Annotated in this window: 18 protein-coding genes and 1 tRNA gene; 10 read left to right on the forward strand and 9 right to left on the reverse strand. The window is 64.7% G+C overall.

The window, feature by feature from the left end:
- Nucleotides 1-120: 120 nt before the first annotated feature.
- The 3 genes from AC06DU_RS15130 (at nt 121) to AC06DU_RS15140 (ending at nt 2,012) form a co-directional block, all read left to right on the forward strand.
- Entirely contained in the window at nt 121-603 is a 483-nt protein-coding gene (locus AC06DU_RS15130) for a hypothetical protein (protein WP_046343838.1), read from the forward strand.
- 78 nt (nt 604-681) lie between these two features.
- Entirely contained in the window at nt 682-1,086 is a 405-nt protein-coding gene (locus AC06DU_RS15135) for a response regulator (RefSeq protein WP_039816233.1), read from the forward strand.
- 155 nt (nt 1,087-1,241) lie between these two features.
- Nucleotides 1,242-2,012 carry a hypothetical protein gene (locus AC06DU_RS15140; RefSeq protein ID WP_260400476.1) on the forward strand — a complete coding sequence of 257 codons (771 nt, stop codon included), beginning with the start codon at nt 1,242-1,244 and terminating at the stop codon, nt 2,010-2,012.
- Nucleotides 2,013-3,169: 1,157 nt separating this feature from the next.
- On the opposite strand, the gene AC06DU_RS15145 is transcribed toward AC06DU_RS15140, so the two are convergent.
- Nucleotides 3,170-3,880: an rRNA pseudouridine synthase gene (locus tag AC06DU_RS15145; RefSeq protein WP_065032669.1), complete on the reverse strand. Its 711-nt coding sequence runs from the start codon at nt 3,878-3,880 to the stop codon at nt 3,170-3,172.
- Nucleotides 3,881-3,997: 117 nt separating this feature from the next.
- Here AC06DU_RS15145 and AC06DU_RS15150 point away from each other — a divergent pair, with 117 nt between their 5' ends.
- The 3 genes from AC06DU_RS15150 (at nt 3,998) to AC06DU_RS15160 (ending at nt 7,701) form a co-directional block, all read left to right on the forward strand.
- Entirely contained in the window at nt 3,998-4,204 is a 207-nt protein-coding gene (locus AC06DU_RS15150) for a hypothetical protein (RefSeq protein ID WP_016904346.1), read from the forward strand.
- Between the two features lie 519 nt (nt 4,205-4,723).
- Nucleotides 4,724-6,892 carry a methyl-accepting chemotaxis protein gene (locus AC06DU_RS15155; RefSeq protein ID WP_478202743.1) on the forward strand — a complete coding sequence of 723 codons (2,169 nt, stop codon included), beginning with the start codon at nt 4,724-4,726 and terminating at the stop codon, nt 6,890-6,892.
- Nucleotides 6,893-7,335: 443 nt separating this feature from the next.
- A complete protein-coding gene (locus AC06DU_RS15160) occupies nt 7,336-7,701 on the forward strand; it encodes a hypothetical protein (protein WP_102251485.1) in 366 nt (121 codons plus the stop codon).
- Nucleotides 7,702-7,791: 90 nt separating this feature from the next.
- Here the strand turns inward: AC06DU_RS15160 and AC06DU_RS15165 are convergent, their stop codons facing one another.
- Both AC06DU_RS15165 and AC06DU_RS15170 read right to left on the reverse strand, forming a co-directional pair.
- Nucleotides 7,792-8,217, reverse strand: a complete 426-nt coding sequence (locus tag AC06DU_RS15165; RefSeq protein WP_016904343.1) for a GNAT family N-acetyltransferase — start codon at nt 8,215-8,217, stop codon at nt 7,792-7,794.
- A 26-nt stretch (nt 8,218-8,243) separates the two neighbouring features.
- Nucleotides 8,244-8,894, reverse strand: a complete 651-nt coding sequence (locus AC06DU_RS15170; protein WP_478204426.1) for a LysE/ArgO family amino acid transporter — start codon at nt 8,892-8,894, stop codon at nt 8,244-8,246.
- A gap of 76 nt (nt 8,895-8,970) precedes the next feature.
- Here AC06DU_RS15170 and AC06DU_RS15175 point away from each other — a divergent pair, with 76 nt between their 5' ends.
- The 3 genes from AC06DU_RS15175 to AC06DU_RS15185 all read left to right on the forward strand — a co-directional run bounded on the left by AC06DU_RS15175 (nt 8,971) and on the right by AC06DU_RS15185 (nt 10,891).
- On the forward strand, nt 8,971-9,864 hold the full coding sequence (locus tag AC06DU_RS15175) for a LysR family transcriptional regulator ArgP (protein WP_478202744.1): 894 nt from the start codon (nt 8,971-8,973) through the stop codon (nt 9,862-9,864).
- Between the two features lie 229 nt (nt 9,865-10,093).
- Nucleotides 10,094-10,768, forward strand: a complete 675-nt coding sequence (gene queC / locus AC06DU_RS15180; protein ID WP_039519526.1) for a 7-cyano-7-deazaguanine synthase QueC — start codon at nt 10,094-10,096, stop codon at nt 10,766-10,768.
- Between the two features lie 47 nt (nt 10,769-10,815).
- Nucleotides 10,816-10,891 (forward strand) — tRNA-Lys (locus AC06DU_RS15185).
- Nucleotides 10,892-11,118: 227 nt separating this feature from the next.
- Here AC06DU_RS15185 and AC06DU_RS15190 read toward each other — a convergent pair.
- Both AC06DU_RS15190 and AC06DU_RS15195 read right to left on the reverse strand, forming a co-directional pair.
- Complete coding sequence (locus AC06DU_RS15190; protein ID WP_478202745.1) at nt 11,119-11,442, reverse strand: hypothetical protein; 324 nt, start codon at nt 11,440-11,442, stop codon at nt 11,119-11,121.
- Complete coding sequence (locus AC06DU_RS15195; protein WP_478202746.1) at nt 11,439-11,654, reverse strand: hypothetical protein; 216 nt, start codon at nt 11,652-11,654, stop codon at nt 11,439-11,441. Before AC06DU_RS15195 ends, AC06DU_RS15190 begins: the two co-directional genes overlap by 4 nt.
- A 524-nt stretch (nt 11,655-12,178) precedes the next feature.
- Between AC06DU_RS15195 and AC06DU_RS15200 the strand changes: the two genes are divergently transcribed.
- Nucleotides 12,179-13,045: an aldo/keto reductase family oxidoreductase gene (locus AC06DU_RS15200; RefSeq protein ID WP_478202747.1), complete on the forward strand. Its 867-nt coding sequence runs from the start codon at nt 12,179-12,181 to the stop codon at nt 13,043-13,045.
- Between the two features lie 207 nt (nt 13,046-13,252).
- Here AC06DU_RS15200 and queE read toward each other — a convergent pair whose 3' ends face one another.
- Genes queE through tolB form a run of 4 tightly spaced genes read right to left on the reverse strand, consistent with a single transcriptional unit; the run spans nt 13,253 to nt 16,699 of the window.
- Nucleotides 13,253-13,936 carry a 7-carboxy-7-deazaguanine synthase QueE gene (queE, locus tag AC06DU_RS15205; protein WP_024939946.1) on the reverse strand — a complete coding sequence of 228 codons (684 nt, stop codon included), beginning with the start codon at nt 13,934-13,936 and terminating at the stop codon, nt 13,253-13,255.
- A 42-nt stretch (nt 13,937-13,978) separates the two neighbouring features.
- Nucleotides 13,979-14,797 (reverse strand): tol-pal system protein YbgF, encoded by an 819-nt coding sequence (ybgF, locus tag AC06DU_RS15210; RefSeq protein WP_024939947.1) that lies wholly within the window; start codon nt 14,795-14,797, stop codon nt 13,979-13,981.
- A gap of 6 nt (nt 14,798-14,803) precedes the next feature.
- The gene (pal, locus tag AC06DU_RS15215) at nt 14,804-15,322 is read right to left on the reverse strand and encodes a peptidoglycan-associated lipoprotein Pal (RefSeq protein WP_016904129.1); all 519 of its coding nucleotides are present in this window, start codon (nt 15,320-15,322) and stop codon (nt 14,804-14,806) included.
- A 57-nt stretch (nt 15,323-15,379) separates the two neighbouring features.
- The gene (gene tolB, locus AC06DU_RS15220; protein ID WP_024939948.1) at nt 15,380-16,699 is read right to left on the reverse strand and encodes a Tol-Pal system beta propeller repeat protein TolB; all 1,320 of its coding nucleotides are present in this window, start codon (nt 16,697-16,699) and stop codon (nt 15,380-15,382) included.
- Nucleotides 16,700-16,969: the final 270 nt, after the last annotated feature.

Here is a 16,969-nt window from a genome sequence, read left to right on the forward strand (position 1 = left end):
CGCGGTGGCGGCGCTGGCACAAAAATCCGCAGAATCGACAGCGCGCATTCAATCAGCCATTGCTAGTTTCACAGGGCGATCTGGCACGCGCTGTCAGTCCCTCTTGAGTAGAGTCCACCCATGAAACGCAGCCTGCTTGTCCTGGCCACTCTGTTTGCCGCCGGCAGCGCGCTTGCCCAGGCCGGCGAGAGCAGTGCCGAGCCGGGGTCGGCGCGGTCGCTGGACCTGAGCGTTCCACAGGCCCCGGTGCAGTACCGCTCCGACCCGGAATACAGCACCGACCCGCCGGGCACCTTCTACGGCGACAAGAGCGGCCCCAAGCCTGCGCTGAGCCGCCCCAGCGCGGCCTCGCTTGCCGCCGAACGCGCCGAGCAGTGCCAGGGCAAGCTACATGGCGCGGTCGAAACCGGTATGGGCTATTCCAACCGCGGCGGCAACAGCAACTGGCAGGCCGTCAACCTGAATTCCTGCAAGACCTATTACGACGACGACGGCAAGGCGCACCAGATAGGCGTCAGCATCAGCGTCGGACGCGGCGAAGGCGCACTGTTCGGGCCGCGCTACGGCCCCGGCGGCTATGGCCCCGGCCCGTTCGGCTGGTAACCGTACGGCTCCGTCTGCGTTGACAGAGGGTTCACTGCCGCATCGCTGAGAATGTGGCCTGCCTTACGAGACGTGCTCATGTCACAGAACAAGGAACGGCCAGTTGTATTTGTCGTCGAAGATGGCGATGGCACCCGACAACTCAGCTGCCTTGTGCTGGAAAGCTATGGTTTTACCTGCCGTAGTGCAGGCTCGGTCGAAGAAGCGCTGACCCTGATCGAAAGCGACCCACGCGTGGATGTGCTGTTTTCCGACATCCATTTCCCGGGCGGCCTGACCGGCGTGGACCTGGCGCTCAAGACGGCGCACGCGCCCTACAACCTGCCGGTGCTGCTGACCTCAGGCCTGGCGGTCGAATATGTGGAAGAGATCCTGCCGGACGGCGTGGCCTTCCTCGAGAAACCCTATACCCCTGAGCAGTTGTTGAGTGCGATCCGCAGCGTGATGGCCAAGCACCGGGTGCTCTCCACCCCGGTTGCATGACGCAGACGGTCGCGACTGGACGGCGACCCACAATCCCGGTATGAAGTGGCGGCCGGCGCGATGCGTCGGCAACGGGGATTGATCACGACACGGTTGTGCCAGGGACGCGGCGCCATGCCCAACTGGCCCGACCATGTCTTACGCCAGGGGACAACATGAAACACCTAGTGACCGCAGCCATTGCCATGGCTGCGTTGAGCGGTTGCGCGACGGTCATGAACGACGCGACCCAGCCCATCCGTGTGGATACCAAGACCGCCGACGGGCACGTCATCGCTGGCGCCGACTGTGCGCTCAGCAACGACAAGGGCCGGTTCACCCTGAAGTCCGGGCAGACCGTGCAGGTACATCGGTCCTCGCGCGATCTGGAGGTCAGCTGCGTGCTGCCCGGTCAGCGCGATGCCGCCGGCCGCTCCATCTCGCGCGCCAACATCGGGATCTGGGGCAACATCTTGATCGGCGGCGCGATTGGCGCCATCGTCGACCACAGCAAAGGGACCGGCTACACCTACCCGAGCTGGATCCAGCTGGTATTCGGACAGACGCTGAGCTTCGACCGCCACCGCGAGGACCGCGGCCAACCGTTGCAGGGCGACAACGCACAAGGGCGGGCTGTCGCAGCAACCGATTCCAGCGGCGGCAATTCGCCCGGTGGAGCGGTCACGCTGCCGCTGGCAGGCGATGTCGCCCCGCCTGCACCGGCCAGCGCAGCAGCACCAGCCGGCAACGCCGCAGCCACCGTTGCACCTGCAGGCCCGGCGATGTCTACCGAATCGGCCGTGACGCGCGCGCAGGGCATCAGCACTGGCCTGAGTTGCGGCGCGGTGCAGGCGCGCAGCGCCACGCGCTTCACAGCCAGTTGCACTGGCGGCAGTACGGTGCAGATCGATTGCGCCGGCTTCCGCTGCAGCGCGAGCTTCCCGTGACCTGACAAGGCTGCGCCCGGGTGCGGGTGCAGCCGGACCGCACGACACTTGTCGGGGATGACCCGACAAGCTGTCGGCGCGGCCCCGATTTACGTGATGCACACCTCATTTAGACTGCAGCCACCGGACGCGAGGCCTGTTGGGCCGCTCAACTCGCGGGGCGCTGAGCACGCCCCTGCCGGGACATTGCCGGCACCGGGCAAGCGGCTCCCACATCGTGGTGAGTTGTTCGTCCATCAGCCTGGCTACGCGCGCTTTACTCGGACAAAGAGTCATTCGCGCAGGCGCAGACGGCTCACTTGGGTTTGCAATCGAACTGCTCGGCGACACGCCAGCCCTGTGTCCGAGCTCCAACGTCACGAGCTCCAACCTGCAGCTCGATCTGTCCTGCAGCTCGATTGTGCTGATGCTTATCGTGGCTGAGCTCAAGCGCCGGCGTTGCATGCGCATTAAATTGATCACCTGCACAGCGATCTCCAAACGCTGCTGCCCATGCGCTTGTGGCTTGAGACTTATCGGTTTGCGGTTACCGCCAGCACAGCATCATTGCGCCGGTATCTCCACGGCAGCGCCGGCAGCCAGATGCCCAGCAACCGCACTCGCAGCTGTAGCGTGCTCTTGCGCGGATGGCGATGCACCGCTGCTGCCAGGGACGAATGCAGTGTATTTCACGCCATCAAGCGGGCCGCTCGCTAGGCTGATGTCAGTGCAGCACTTGGCTGCGAAGACTTTCAGGAAATTCCCATGGGCGACAATTCGTTTCTGTCACCGGCCTTCGTCATTCTGGTTATCGGCGTGATTGCCGTGGTGTTCTGGCTGGTGACGCGCGCCAAGAAGAAGCGCAACAAGAAGTAAGCAACACAGGAAGCGCGCCAGACATCGAGATGCGACTTAGCCTGCGCTCGATGCGCACTTACCCTGAGTTGCTGATACCGGGCGCCGTGCCAGGCCGGCCTCTGCCTGGCACGGCTAACACACACTACTTCCGGCGTAACAGCGCAGCAGTGCTAACGCTGTCTGGAAAACGAGGCCCCGCAGCGACATCGCTGCGTTGAGGCCGAGCGGCATTTGATGCATGTGCCGTGTCACCAGCACGTGTCACCAGCATCTGCAGACGACCGCGTTGCGACTAGGCGCGCAGAAAAAACCGACGCCGATCAAAACCGCTCGCCTGTCGGCAGATAGCGCCACTCACCGATGGCCAGCTTGCCCAGCGATACACGGCCCACGCGCAGGCGTCGGATGCTGACCACCTCCAGCCCCACCTCAGCGCACATGTAACGCAGCTGGCCGGGTTGCACATGCTTGATCGCAAACCGCAGGCGCTCCTCGTTCTGCCAGCTCACCTTGCAAGGCGACAGGCTGCGCTGCTGGTACACCAGACCATGCGCAAGCCGCGCCATGCCATACGGGCGCAGCTCACCACGCACCTCCACCAGAAATTCCTGTTCGATCGAGGTCGCATCGGCACTGAGCCTGCGCAGCACGCGGCCGTCCTGGCTCAGCACCAGCAAGCCGCTCGCCTCGTCCTCCAGCGGCAGCGGCGCGTTCAAGCGCAGGAAGTGCCGCTTCAGCACCCGCATTTCGAGCTGGTCCAGTGCGCTGCGCGTTGCCGGCGTGACCAGTGCCAACGCCGCTTCGGCGCTCATGCCTGCCGGTTTGTGCAGCAGCAGCGTGGCAGGCTCGGCAGCTGCGAGCACGGCGTCTTCCGCCAGCGTCACCTGCGCTGCAGTGGCCAAGGCTTGCGGCTCTTCGACCACGGCCCCGTCCACACTGACCCAGCCGCCTTCGATGTATTGCTGCGCCTCGCCACGCGAGCAGCCGAACAGCGCGGCCACGCATTTGTCGAGACGGATCGGATCGGACATCGGGCGAGCTCGGTTTCAGGGCACGGCAGTGTACGTGCTGGGTCGATGGATGCGTGAGGCCGGCTTCTGCACCGCCCGACAACATGGGAAACTGGACGCTCACATAGGAGATTGCAGATGTTCATCAAGTTCGGCACCACCCGGGTCCGCCTCAACCATATCTCCGTCATCAGCGACCCCTTCAATGCAGGCGAAAACTTCGGCTCGTATTGCCACTCGGTCCGGGTCGGCCTGCTCTCCGGCGAGGAAATCTTTGCACGCTTCAATACCGAAAGCGGCGCCGAGCAGCTGCATGCAGAGGTGCTCGCTGCACTGGAAGGTTGAGCGCAAGACCCACAGTGCCGTCACGCGCGTGATGCCTCACGCGCGATGGGCGTTGCCGGCAGAGCAGCCAGCACGTGCGGGCCCGCAAATCGCTCGCGGCAACGTGGGCTTGTCGCACCGCATCACGGCCGATCCAAGCACCTGAGCACTCGGCAGCAATGGCGCCACCGCTGCTTGAAGAAAAGCGCATTGCCGGTATCGCGACACGGGATGAATTGCACCCTGTCCCAGCAACGTCCTTGCCCTGGGTGCATCGCCACCTGTCATCAGAACGTCGGAAAATCGTTCCGCCGTTGGCACGCTTCGATCCAGCCATAACGCAATAAACAAGCAATTTCTGCACGTATGTCAGGCCGCTGCGGACGGCTGTCGGGAAATTTCTTCCATCCGATGAATTCAATATAAGTAATTTCAAATACGAGCCTTTAGCCCGTCGCGATCTGGCCGCTAGCTGGGGCAAGACGCTCTGGTGGATGACCCATTCATCGAGCCCCTCAGTCGCACTACCTGGATGCGGTCATGAATACATACCTGCAACGCCTCAATGTCGGCCGCCGCTTGGGCTTGGCCTTTGGCATCTTGATCCTATTGTCGGGCCTGCTTGTGGCCACCGGCCTGGTCACCATGTCCAACGCGCGTTTCGAACTGGACACCATCGTCAACAGCAACATGGAGAGGATCCAGCTGTCCTCGGAAATGCTCGACGCCAACACCAACGTGGCAATCGGCCTGCGCGACATCGTCATGGTCGCTGGCGACGCGGCCAATCGCCGTGCGATGGACATGATCGAAAAGAACCGCGCACGCTACAAGCAGGCACACGACGCCCTGGCCGCACTGCCCAGCAGCGTGCCTGAAAAACAGGCGCTCGACCTGGTGCAGGAAAAGCGCGACATCTCGGTCAAGCTCAATAACCAGATTCTCGAATACGGCCTCCGCGACCAGAACCAGGAAGCGCAGGCCTTGCTGCAAGGCGACGCCGCAGCGGCCATGGATGCGCAGCAGACGGCGATCCGCGAGAACGCTGCATTGGAGCGCCGCCTCAGCAAGGATGCCTATGCGGCCGCGGTTGCATCGATGCATCGAGGGAAGATCACCCTGGCCACCGGCGGCATTGCCGCACTGGTCATCAGCGGCCTGCTCGCATGGCTGATCACTCGCAGCCTGACCCAGCCGCTCAGCCAGGCCACACGCACCGCAGAAGCCATCGCGGCCGGCAATCTGCACAACGATGTGCACACCAACGCCAACGATGAAACCGGTCGTCTGCTCAAGGCCATGGACAAGATGCAGCTGCAGCTGCGCAACCTGATCACCGCGCAAACCGACATGGCCAGGCATCATGACAACGGCCAGATCAGCTTCCGCATCGATGCGGCAGCATTCCCGGGCGACTATGGGCGCATGGCCAACGACACCAACCTGCTGGTTGCCTCGCACGTGGCAGTGCAGACCGATCTGGCACGCATCATGGGCCGGTATGCGGTTGGCGAACTCTCCGAAGACATGCAGCCGCTGCCCGGCGAAAAGGCCGTTTTCAGCGACACCATGTCGCAGGTCAAGCTCAACCTGTCGGCGATGAACCACGAGATCAAGCATCTCGCCCAGGCCGCCGCCAATGGCGACTTCAGCGCGCGCGGCGATGCCGAGCGCTTCCAGTTCGACTTCCGCATCATGGTCGAAAGCCTCAACCACCTGATGTCCACGGCCGACGGCAATCTGCAGTCGCTGTCGTCGTTGCTGCAGTCCATCGCCGCTGGCGACTTGACCGCACGCATGAGCGGTGAATTCCGCGGCGTGTTCGCACAGATGCGCGATGACGCCAACACCACGGCCAGCCAGCTGGCGCAGATCGTCGGCAACATCCAGGAGTCGGCCGTGTCGATCAACTCCGCGGCCAGCGAAATCGCCGCCGGCAACCAGGACCTGTCGCAGCGCACCGAACAGCAGGCAGCCAACCTCGAAGAAACCGCAGCATCGATGGAAGAGCTGACCTCCACCGTCAAGCAGAATGCCGAAAGCGCCCGCGAGGCCAACCAGCTGGCGATCGGCGCCGCACGCGTTGCCTCGCAAGGTGGCGACGTGGTCGGCAAGGTGGTGGACACCATGACCGGTATCGAAGCCTCGTCCAGGAAGATTGCCGACATCATCAGCGTCATCGACGGCATCGCCTTCCAGACCAATATCCTGGCCTTGAACGCAGCGGTGGAAGCCGCGCGCGCCGGCGAGCAAGGCCGCGGCTTTGCCGTGGTGGCCTCGGAGGTGCGCACGCTCGCGCAGCGGTCCTCCGGCGCCGCCAGGGAGATCAAGGACCTCATCGACGACTCGGTGCAACGCGTGGCCGAGGGTTCGGCACTGGTGCACAGCGCCGGCAAGACCATGGGCGATGTGGTGGCCAGCGTGCAACGCGTCACCGACATCATGGGCGAGATTTCTGCAGCCTCGCAGGAACAGTCGGCCGGCATCGAGCAGGTCAACCAGACCATCACGCATATGGACGAAACCACCCAGCAGAACGCTGCGCTGGTGGAAGAAGCCACGGCCGCCGCGCGCGCGATGGAAGAGCAGGCGGTGCAGCTCACCGATGCGGTGGCGATCTTCAAGATCGACGCACGCCAGACACGGCAGGCCGCCTCGCGCGTAGCGGCACCGGTCGCACAGCTGCTGAGCAAGGTCCGCAACGCCTGAGTCAGCGGCCGGCACTGCGCCGTCGACCGGGTCGTCGGTGCAGCCATGCTGATGCAACACCGCGGATGTGCCCGCGGCCATTGATGGCATCGCACACGAAGAAAGCGCCCGCCAGGGCGCTTTCTGCGTTTATCCCGCACGCTCACCGGCATTCGGCGCAGACAGCTCAGGCACCGCAACGCGCGCCCAGTGCTCACAAAATAAGCTCGAAAACAAGCACTCAAGTCACTCAAAAGCGCTTGTTTCCAGCGCCATGCCTGGTTACGCTGCGCCGGTCGAAAGAGAGCAGGCCGGATGGTAGCCCGGCCACCGTCTGCAGCGCAGGCGGCATCTTAGCCATCGGTACCCACGACATCCGCAGCCGGCGATGCCGGCACTGCAGGTGTGTCCGTGCGTGCTCTCGTCACCGCTCGGCACGCCTTCTCAATCAGGAAGGATCACCCGTGAACACCAGCATCGACAGTCATGATCTGCACCGCTCAATCAACGACGAGCATGCCAACGTGCATGCTTGCGCATACGCAGGGGACGCAGACGCAAAGCCATACGACGATGCCTTATCGCACTGGCACCAAGCCCCTCTCGACGCACGCGTGATCTGGCGGCGGCAGCTCATGCTCCAGGATGGCATGTCGGTGCTGTTGGCAGCCTGGCAGATGCCGCATTCGCCGCGCTGGGAGTGGGAAGCCATCGACCTGCGGCAGGATCGGCACCTGTGCGGCGGCAACTGCGATTCATCGTTGGCGGCAATGCGCGCTGCCGATGCCTGGCCGGCGCTGTGCGGTGACGAGGTCGCAGTGCTTGCCTAATACCACGCGGCGCGGCAGCGCGTTGAACCGTCCTTCTGCCACGACGCAGTGCCATGCCGGTGCGGCCGCGCAACAGCCGGCCCGCCGCGGCTAGCGCGTGTAGAGACCGGGACGATAGCGTTCCATCAGCGACTGCGGAGCCAGCGGCGGCGTGAAGCCGTAGCGCGCATAGAGACCATGCGCATCGCTGGTGGCCAGGCTGAAACGGCGCAGCCCCTGCAGATCGGGGTGCGCCATGACCGCGTCCATCATTGCCTTGCCATAGCCCTTGCCCTGGTGCTCGGGCAACACGAACACATCGCCCAGATAGGCGACGGTTGCATAGTCGGAAACCACCCGCGCAAAGGCCACCTGCCCGCCCTGCAGAAACCCGCCGAAGCACAGCGAGTTGGCGATGGAGCGCTGTACCACCGCAAGCGGGATGTCCCTGGCCCAGCTGCTGTGCTGGGCCAGGTAGCGATGGACCAGCGCAACATCGAGTTCGGAGTGATCGGTGGAAACGCGCAGCGGCGACATGACGACAACTCCGGCAACAGTGGGCCTCAGGGTAGCGCCTGCGCAGGCAGCAGCAACAGTGCGCACAGCACCAGCATGAATCCTGCGATCGCCGCATCCAGCACACGCCATGCGCGCGGATCGCGGAAGGCCGGCTGCAACAAGCGCGCGCCATAGCCCAGAGCGGAAAACCAGGCAATGCTGGCCAGGCACGCACCCGACGCGAATGCCCAGCGCAGCTGACCCGGGTAGCGCGCGGACAGGCTGCCCAGCAGCAGCATCGTGTCCAGATAGACATGCGGGTTGAGAAAGGTAAATGCCAGGCACGCCAGCATGGCGCGCTGCCAGCGTTGCGCACCGGCCTGCGACGGCGCCAAGCCGCTGGTGCCACGCAAGGCCCTGCGTGCAGCCAGCGCGCCATATGCCGCGAGAAATGCAGCTCCCGCATAGCGAAGTCCCTGCAGCAGCTCCGGCCATTGCGTCACCAGCACGCCGATCCCAGCCACGCCCAGCACGATCAGCGCGATATCGCCGAACGCGCAGATCGCCACCACCAGACCGACATGCTGGCACTGCAATCCCTGCCGCAGCACGAATGCATTCTGCGCACCGATTGCGATAATGAGACCTGCGCTGGCGATGAAGCCAGAGATTGCGGCTTGAAGTAACACGAGCACCTCCCGGATCACAGGCGCCAATGCTGGGCGTTCCGCTGCAATTAGGAAAACTAAATCTTCTGTATCCTGCTTAGAACTTCTAATCCTGCCGAACGCCATGGATCTTCTGCATCCGCAACTGGCCGCATTCGCTGCCGTTCTCGAGGAAGGAAGCTTCGACGCCGCTGCGCGGCGGCTGTCGGTGACGCCGTCGGCTATTTCGCAGCGGATCAAGGCATTGGAAGACCGGCTCGGCCAGGTGCTGGTGATCCGCAAGGCCCCCTGCCGCCCTACCCCGGCCGGCGAACGCCTGCTACGCCGGGTGAAGCCGATGCAGGTCCTGGAATCCGAAGCGATCGCCGACTTCCTCCCTGGCGACAGCAGCGCCGGGCATCCGCGCACGCTGGCCATCGCCGTCAACGACGACTCGCTGCAGACCTGGTTCCTGGCGGCCCTGTCGGCGCTGCACCGGGAGCACGGCGTTCTTTTCGATGTGCAGATGGACGACCAGGACCACACCCTGGAGCTGTTGCGCTCCGGGGCGGTGCTCGGTGCCGTCACCGCCGAGCGCAAGCCGCTGCAGGGCTGCAATGTGCAGGCGCTGGGAGTGATGCGTTACCACGCCATCGCATCGGCCGCATTCGTTGCGACCCATTTCAAGCAGGGCTTCAGCGCAGCGGCCCTGGCCCACGCACCGATGCTGGTGTTCAACCGAAAGGACACGCTGCAGACCCGCTTTGTCCGCCGCATCACCCGCACACAGGTGGCGCCGCCGATCCACTACCTGCCGACCTCGACCGGTTTCGTCGAAGCGGCCGCACGCGGACTCGGCTGGTGTCTGGCGCCGGAATCGATGGTCGTACCTGCCGTGCGCAACAGACAGGTGGTCATCATCGACCAGACACGCTGGCTCGATGTGCCGCTGTACTGGCAATGCGCCGCAGTGCGCTCGAGCGCCCTGCAGCAGCTCGGCCAGGCCCTGCGCAAGGCCGCGGCTGCAAGCCTGCGCTGAGACCGGCCGTGCCGCACCGACGCCGGCAAAAACACGATGTCCGAGGCGCGCAACTGCCGGCAGGCTGTCGCACCGGATTGGCCTGCAGGTACATCGCTGCCCTGCCCGCGCACGCTTGGCACAGCCGCGTTGCCCGGCATCCCGCTGCCGCCGCAGCGACAGCCGGGTCGCCGTGCCACGCCGAGCCTGCTAGCCTTTCCGCTTATTCCGTTGTGATTGCCGATCCGTCATGAAAAAAGCCGTTGTTCTGTTGTCCGGGGGCATGGATTCCGCTGCCGTCATCGCGCTTGCGCAGGAGCAGGGCTTTGCCGTGCATGCCTTGAGCGTGCGCTACGGCCAGCGCCATACCTCCGAGCTGGACGCCGCCGCGCGCGTGGCGGCGGCGCAGGGCGTCATCGCGCACAAGGTGGTGGACGTGGACCTGCGCAGCATCGGCGGCTCGGCGCTCACCGACGACATCGACGTGCCCGATGCCGGCGGTGACGGCATCCCGGTCACCTACGTGCCGGCGCGCAACACCATCATGCTGTCGCTGGCACTGGGCTGGGCCGAGGTGATCGGCGCCAACGACCTGTTCTGCGGCGTCAACGCGGTCGATTATTCGGGTTATCCCGACTGCCGGCCCGAATTCGTGCGCGCCTTCGAAGTGCTGGCCAACCTGGCCACCAAGGCTGGCGTGGAAGGCGCCGGCCTGCGCGTGCACGCACCGCTGCAGTTCCTCAGCAAGGCCGACATCGTGCGTGAAGGCGTGCGCCTGGGCGTGGACTTCGGCCTGACCGTGTCCTGCTACCGCGCCGACGCCGACGGACGCGCCTGCGGCCACTGCGACGCCTGCCGCCTGCGTGCCGCCGGTTTCGCCGACGCCGGCGTCGCGGACCCCACCCACTACGCCATTTCGCCTTGACGCCGCTGTAGGGTAGAATGCGCACCCCGGCGCACTGCCGGGACAGTGGGCCGTTAGCTCAGTCGGTAGAGCAGAAGACTTTTAATCTTTTGGTCGATGGTTCGAATCCATCACGGCCCACCAATCAAATCAGCAACTTGAAGAGCGCCGAAGGCGCTTTTTTTGTGCCCGCCGGAAGTTGCCGGGACCTGCGTCGCCAGGGACCCTGCGTCACGACCGCGAAGTCGGATGGCATCCACCATCTGCCGCAACTGGCGCGCCGCCGTCAACGCCGGCTCCTCTTTTGCCGATCGCGCGTGTCATCTTGCAGGTCGTGGGCCCGGCGCAGGCGGCCGTGGCGTTCTCGCCAATCACGTGGCTCCCGTCTTCTGGATACGCGATTGCACGCGTCGCGTTCGTCGCGCAGCTCCTGCGGCGCGTGCCTGCTTGCGCAGCCAGCTGAGGACGTCCACTGCAGCATCCACACGCATGCAGACATGCAGGCGGCCCAGCATGACGCTCTGCGCATCGCCGCCCGGCAGGATGTCGTCAAAGCCGGTGGCTTCGCAGGCGATCAGGACCGGCAAGGCATCGGGCTGCGCGTCGGAATGCAGCATGGCCAGCACATAGCCCTGCATCATCTCGAAGCTAAGGACGACGCCCGTGCAGACGCGGAACTGTTTGCCCAGGCTCATTGCTGCGGTTCCGTCAACGCGCTATCGACGCTGGCGATTGCATCGGCGCCGGCAAGCGTGAGCGCATGCACAGCCTTACCTGCGACGCCGAGATGGGCATTCGGACTTCGCCAGGCGGCACGCGTCCCTTCGCGGGCATTGAAGATCGGCCGCACATCATGGACGACCTGGTACGCCACAGACGTGGGTGCTTCATGGGTGTCGTGAGACATGCTGGATTCCTTTTGTGTTTTGGAATCCGCCACCCAGACGCCAATCGGGGTGGCGGACGGTACGCGGTTGGCGTGCCGGCCAAAAGGACCCGGTGGGCCTTGCGGCCCCCGCGCACCGCCCGCCATAAAACTGGCCGGCATGCGCCCGCGACGATGCGGGCGATAAAAAAGCGCCGTGCATCGGTCGATGGGCGCTGGTGCGCCTTTTGGTTCGGGACGCCAATCCCGGTCGCCGATTGTGCGGCGACGTTGGCATACTCGCGCCGCCGCTTGGCGCCTGTCAATGCAGAACGTGCAACGCGGCGGCTTCGGCTGCGAAGAAACGCGGCGAAAGCACTGCCCGCGTAGCCAGCAAAACCTGAAACTCCAGCACATCCCGCCGGACGATCGGCCCGGGGCGCTGCGGCTGCGCCCATATGCCACAAGCCCTGGCGGGAGTGGACTGGCGCCGCGGCAAATGCGAATTCACATGCCGCGCCACGTTTCCTATCGTTGTTGGCTCAACGACACGCGAGCGCCATGCCATGACCAACATCGAAAAAGCCGGAACATTTCTGCTTGGAGACCGCAAGCTCACCCGCATCGGCTACGGCGCAATGCAGCTCGCGGGGCCTGGCGTATTCGGCCCGCCCAAGGACCGCGACGGTGCGTTGGCGGTGCTGCGCGAAGCCATCGCGCTGGGCGTCAACCATATCGACACCAGCGATTTCTACGGGCCGCACATCACCAATCAGCTGATCCGCGAGGCACTGCATCCCTACCCGCAGGAATTGACCATCGTCACCAAGATCGGCGCCGCGCGCGGCACGGATGGTTCCTGGCTACCTGCCTTCTCGCCGCAGCAGCTGGTCGAGGCGGTGCACGACAATCTGCGCAACCTGGGGCTTGAAACGCTGGAGGTGGTCAACCTGCGCGTGATGTTCAAGGCGCAGGAGCCAGCTGAAGGCTCGATCGCCGAGCAACTGGAAGCCTTGATCAAGCTGCAGCGCGATGGCCTGGTGCGGCACATCGGCATCAGCAACGTCACCGCGACGCAGGTGGCCGAGGCACGCGCCATGACCGATATCGTCTGCGTGCAGAACATGTACAACATCGCGCATCGACACGACGACGAAATCGTCGACACGCTCGCGCGCGACGGCATCGCCTACGTGCCGTTCTTCCCGCTCGGCGGCTTTTCGCCATTGCAATCGTCCACGCTTGCCGCTGTTGCCCAGCGCCTGGCCGCAACCCCGATGCAGGTGGCACTGGCGTGGTTGCTGCAGCGCTCGCCCAACATCTTGCTGATTCCGGGGACCTCGTCGGTGGCGCATCTGCGCGCCAATCTGTTCGCGGCGGAACTCAAACTGCCGGCCGATGCCGTCGAAGAATTGAACAGGATCGCCGCGTAAGCGCAGGCGGCTGCCTCCTGGCAAGCAGCGCCTTGCGCTCGGGATCAGTGCGAGCAGCTGAGCGTTGCGGCTGATCGTCAGGCGGGAGCGGACGGCATGCCAGCAACCGCAGTGGATGCGTGGTACACGCCGATTGTGGGCAACCGGCCGCGCCAGCCTTTCTTGGGTGAGCGCGGTCGCTCTATCGCCCGGGCTTAGCGCTCGGGCCTAGCGCCCAGGCTCATCGTTCCACAGCAGCTTGTGCAGCTGCATCTGGAAGCGCACCGGCAGACGATCGGCCACGATCCAGTCGGCCAGCTCCCGCGGCGTCACTTCGCTCTTGCTGGGCGAAAACCACACCGTGCAGCGGCGGTCCAGCGCATGCGCGGCGACAATCTCGCGCGACCATTCGTAATCGGCGCGGCTGCAGATCACGAACTTGATCTGGTCGCGTGCGGTCAGCAGCGGCAGATTCTCCCAGCGGTTGCGCTGTTCCTCGCCGGATGCGGGCGTCTTGATGTCGACCACGCGCGAGACGCGCGGATCCACGGCCGACACGTCCAATGCACCGGACGTCTCCAGCGAGACATCGAAACCGGCATCGCATAGTTTCTGCAGCAGCACCAGGCAGCGCTTCTGCGCCAACGGCTCGCCGCCGGTCACGCAGACATGGCGCACGCCGTGGCTGGCCACCTCGGCGACGATCGCATCGATGTCATGCCATTCCCCGCCGTGGAAGGCGTAGGCGGTGTCGCAGTAATGGCAGCGCAGCGGGCAACCGGTCAGACGCACGAACACGGTCGGCCAGCCGGCGGCCTCGGCTTCGCCCTGCAGGGACAGAAAGATTTCGGTGATCTTCAATCGCGGCAACGGCGACTGGACGATCTCGCTGGGGACGGCGGCGGCGTTCATTGGCAAAGTATGCGTCACGCCCGAAGGCGCGCACGCGCGGGCTCAGCGCAGTTGCTGGCCGAGACGGATGGACTGCAGACGCTCCTGGGCCACGCGCGCTGCGTCGGAGCCGGGATACTGCGATGCGACCTGCTGCAGGGTCTGCTGGGCCTGATCGTTCTTGCCTTCGCCATACTGCGACAGGCCAAGCTTCAACAGGCCGCCAGAGGCCTTGTCATGCGTGGGATAGCGGCTGACGAGATCGCGGAACTGCGCCTCGGCCAGCTGGAAATTTCGGGTGGCGTAGTAACTCTCGCCCAGCCAGTACAAGGCATTGGGGGTGTAGACGCCGTTTGGATACAGCTCCAGAAAACTCAGGAACAACTGCGAGGCATCGTCATACTTGCCGTTCTTCAATGCATCGAAGGCGACGTTGTAGGCAGTGCGTTCCTCGTTGCTGACGGCCAGGGTGCCTGGGTCGCCATGCACGCTGGGCGGCTTCTCGGAAGTTGCCGCCGCTGCAGGCCGCGCGGCCGGAGCCGGGGCGGGTGTGACGCTGCCGGTGGGAGATGGCAATGGCGGGGTTGCGCCACCTGCACCTTCCAGCCGATTCAGGCGTCCGTCCAGGTCCAGATACTGATCCTTGGACTGCTGCTTGAGTTGTTCGTTGTCGTGCTGCAGCTGCTCCACGGTCGCTCGCAAGCCCTGCAGGTCCGAACGCGCCTGCTGCAGCTGGTTGAGGAGATCGTTGTTGGCCTGGCTGTTGGCCTGCTGCTGCTCGAGAACGGCAACACGATCAGCGAGACTGGCTCGCTGCGCGTGTGCCGGCGCGGCGACCACAAGGGCCGCCGCGACGAACAGGGATGTCACTCGAAAGCGCATCGCTTCTTACTGAGCCGTGTACACGATTTCGACGCGACGGTTCTGCGACCAGCAGCTTTCGCTGGTTTCGGTGCAGACCGGACGCTCTTCGCCGTAGCTGACGACGGTCAGCTGGCTGGCGGAACCGCCGGCAGCCTGCAGCGACGACGACACGGCATTGCCGCGACGCTCGCCCAGACCCATGTTGTACTCACGCGAACCGCGCTCGTCGGCATTGCCCTGCAGGGTGATGCGCGAGGAAGGACGGTCACGCAGGTACTTGGCGTGGCACGCCATGATGGCCTGGAATTCCGGCTTCAGGGAGTCCTGATCCAGATCGAAGTAGACGACGCGCTGGCGCAGGCAGGCATCGGTATCCAGGTCGCCCGGGCCGTACAGGCCAGAGGTGGACGGGCCGGTGGGAACGGAGGAACCAGCGGTGGTGTCAGTCGCAGGAGGCGGAGTTTCCTTCACCTTCTTCGAACAACCGGCCAGCACGGCAACGGACAACAGGGAGACAAGCAAGACGCGGGTGGACTTGTTCATGGGATACCTATGGAGGCTCTGGGCCAATGAGTGGTTTAACGCAGCGAAATATTAACATTAATGCGCGGTTCGGTAAGGCCCCCACGAAGGTTCTCTCACATCTCCATCCGCCAGGACCAAGCGCTGGCGGACACGAGCGTCGGCGGACACGGCGTAGAGCACGCCACGACCACCTTCACGTGCGGCGTACAGCACCATGCTGGCGTTAGGCGCAAAGCTCGGCGACTCGTCCAGCGACCCCGGCGAGAGCGTGCTCCAGCTCGGCGAACCCAGGCTGCGGTCCATCATGGCGATGCGGTAGCTGTTGCCGCTGCCCTGTGCCACGGCGATCTTCTTGCCGTCGAACGAGACGCTGGCGGTGGCGTTGTAGTTGCCCTGGAAGGTCACGCGGTTGGCGCTGCCGCCGCTTGCGGCCACCTGGTAGATCTGCGGACGACCGCCGCGGTCGGAGGTGAAGTAGATGCTGCCGCCGTCCGGCGCCCAGGTCGGCTCGGTGTCGATGCCGAAGTGATTGGTCAGCTGGGTCAACTGCTTGCTGCCCAGATCCATGACGTAGATCTCCGGGTTGCCGCTGCGCGACAGTGCCAGCGCCAGGCGGCGGCCGTCCGGCGAGAACGACGGCGCACCGTTGATGCCGCGGAAGCTGGACACCAGCTCACGCGCGCCGGTGGCGATGTCCTGCAGGTAGATCGAGGAATTGCCGCGCTCGAAGCTCACATAGGCCAGCTTCTTGCCGTCCGGGCTCCAGTTCGGCGACAGCAGTGGCTCGGCCGAACGCACGATGGTCTGCGGGTTGTAGCCGTCCGAGTCGGCCACCATCAGCGCATAGCGCATGGCGCCGCCCTTGCCGCTGGCGGTCACATAGGCGATCCGGGTCCAGAACGCGCCACGCACGCCGGTGATCTTTTCGTAGATCGCGTCGGCCATCTGGTGCGAGACATCGCGCATCGCATTGGCACGTGCGGTCATGGCCAGGCCGAGCAGACGCTCGCCCTTGGCCACGTCGAACAGTTCGTACTCGACGCGGTAGGCGCCTTCGCCGGCATCCATCACGCGGCCGACCACAATGTAGTTCTGCTTGAGCGTACGCCAGGTCTGGAACTGCACCTCGGTGCCGCGGGTCGGCTTCTCGACGATCTGCGCAACCGGCAGCGTGCGGAACTGACCGGAACGGTCCAGGTCGGCGCCGACGACGGCAGACACATCGGTCTGCGGCGCAGTGCCGGAGCCCTGGTACGGCATGGGCACGACGGTGATCGGCGTCGCCGAAGCGCTACCGCCGACGATATCGATGGTGAGCCCTTGCTGTTGCGCGAGCGCGCTCAGCGGCAACAACAGGGCGGTCAAGGCAGCTAGCCAACGCAGCGGTTTTTTCATGGACGGCTCGGATCGGGCAGGAAAAGTGTGCAAGGGATACCAATCAGCGAGTGAACATACTCGCAATCGTGAACGAGACAGCGTGAAAATGAAGCGAGTGGTCGCCCACTGGGCATTCCGGCGGCCAGCGAGCGAGCTTGCGTGCGGTGGCGCAGCAATACTCACCCGCCGGAACTGCGCCAGGCAGTCGGCCACATCCCGCAAATCTACCTTCCTACGAGGGGCGCAGCGCAGGTCATGCTGCCGCGCCCCGACCATCCAGGATCAGGG

Source organism: Xanthomonas sp. NCPPB 3200 (genome assembly GCF_056393585.1).

Excerpts from the sequence above, each read along its gene's own strand:
- AC06DU_RS15135 (WP_039816233.1), top strand. The coding sequence starts at position 682 with ATGTCACAGAACAAGGAACGGCCAGTTGTATTTGTCGTCGAAGATGGC.
- AC06DU_RS15150 (WP_016904346.1), top strand. The coding sequence starts at position 3,998 with ATGTTCATCAAGTTCGGCACCACCCGGGTCCGCCTCAACCATATCTCC.
- AC06DU_RS15155 (WP_478202743.1), top strand. The coding sequence starts at position 4,724 with ATGAATACATACCTGCAACGCCTCAATGTCGGCCGCCGCTTGGGCTTG.
- pal (WP_016904129.1), bottom strand. The coding sequence starts at position 15,322 with ATGAACAAGTCCACCCGCGTCTTGCTTGTCTCCCTGTTGTCCGTTGCC.
- AC06DU_RS15200 (WP_478202747.1), top strand. The coding sequence starts at position 12,179 with ATGACCAACATCGAAAAAGCCGGAACATTTCTGCTTGGAGACCGCAAG.
- AC06DU_RS15130 (WP_046343838.1), top strand. The coding sequence starts at position 121 with ATGAAACGCAGCCTGCTTGTCCTGGCCACTCTGTTTGCCGCCGGCAGC.
- AC06DU_RS15145 (WP_065032669.1), bottom strand. The coding sequence starts at position 3,880 with ATGTCCGATCCGATCCGTCTCGACAAATGCGTGGCCGCGCTGTTCGGC.
- queC (WP_039519526.1), top strand. The coding sequence starts at position 10,094 with ATGAAAAAAGCCGTTGTTCTGTTGTCCGGGGGCATGGATTCCGCTGCC.
- AC06DU_RS15195 (WP_478202746.1), bottom strand. The coding sequence starts at position 11,654 with ATGTCTCACGACACCCATGAAGCACCCACGTCTGTGGCGTACCAGGTC.
- queE (WP_024939946.1), bottom strand. The coding sequence starts at position 13,936 with ATGAACGCCGCCGCCGTCCCCAGCGAGATCGTCCAGTCGCCGTTGCCG.
- AC06DU_RS15165 (WP_016904343.1), bottom strand. The coding sequence starts at position 8,217 with ATGTCGCCGCTGCGCGTTTCCACCGATCACTCCGAACTCGATGTTGCG.
- AC06DU_RS15175 (WP_478202744.1), top strand. The coding sequence starts at position 8,971 with ATGGATCTTCTGCATCCGCAACTGGCCGCATTCGCTGCCGTTCTCGAG.
- AC06DU_RS15190 (WP_478202745.1), bottom strand. The coding sequence starts at position 11,442 with ATGAGCCTGGGCAAACAGTTCCGCGTCTGCACGGGCGTCGTCCTTAGC.
- AC06DU_RS15140 (WP_260400476.1), top strand. The coding sequence starts at position 1,242 with ATGAAACACCTAGTGACCGCAGCCATTGCCATGGCTGCGTTGAGCGGT.
- tolB (WP_024939948.1), bottom strand. The coding sequence starts at position 16,699 with ATGAAAAAACCGCTGCGTTGGCTAGCTGCCTTGACCGCCCTGTTGTTG.
- ybgF (WP_024939947.1), bottom strand. The coding sequence starts at position 14,797 with ATGCGCTTTCGAGTGACATCCCTGTTCGTCGCGGCGGCCCTTGTGGTC.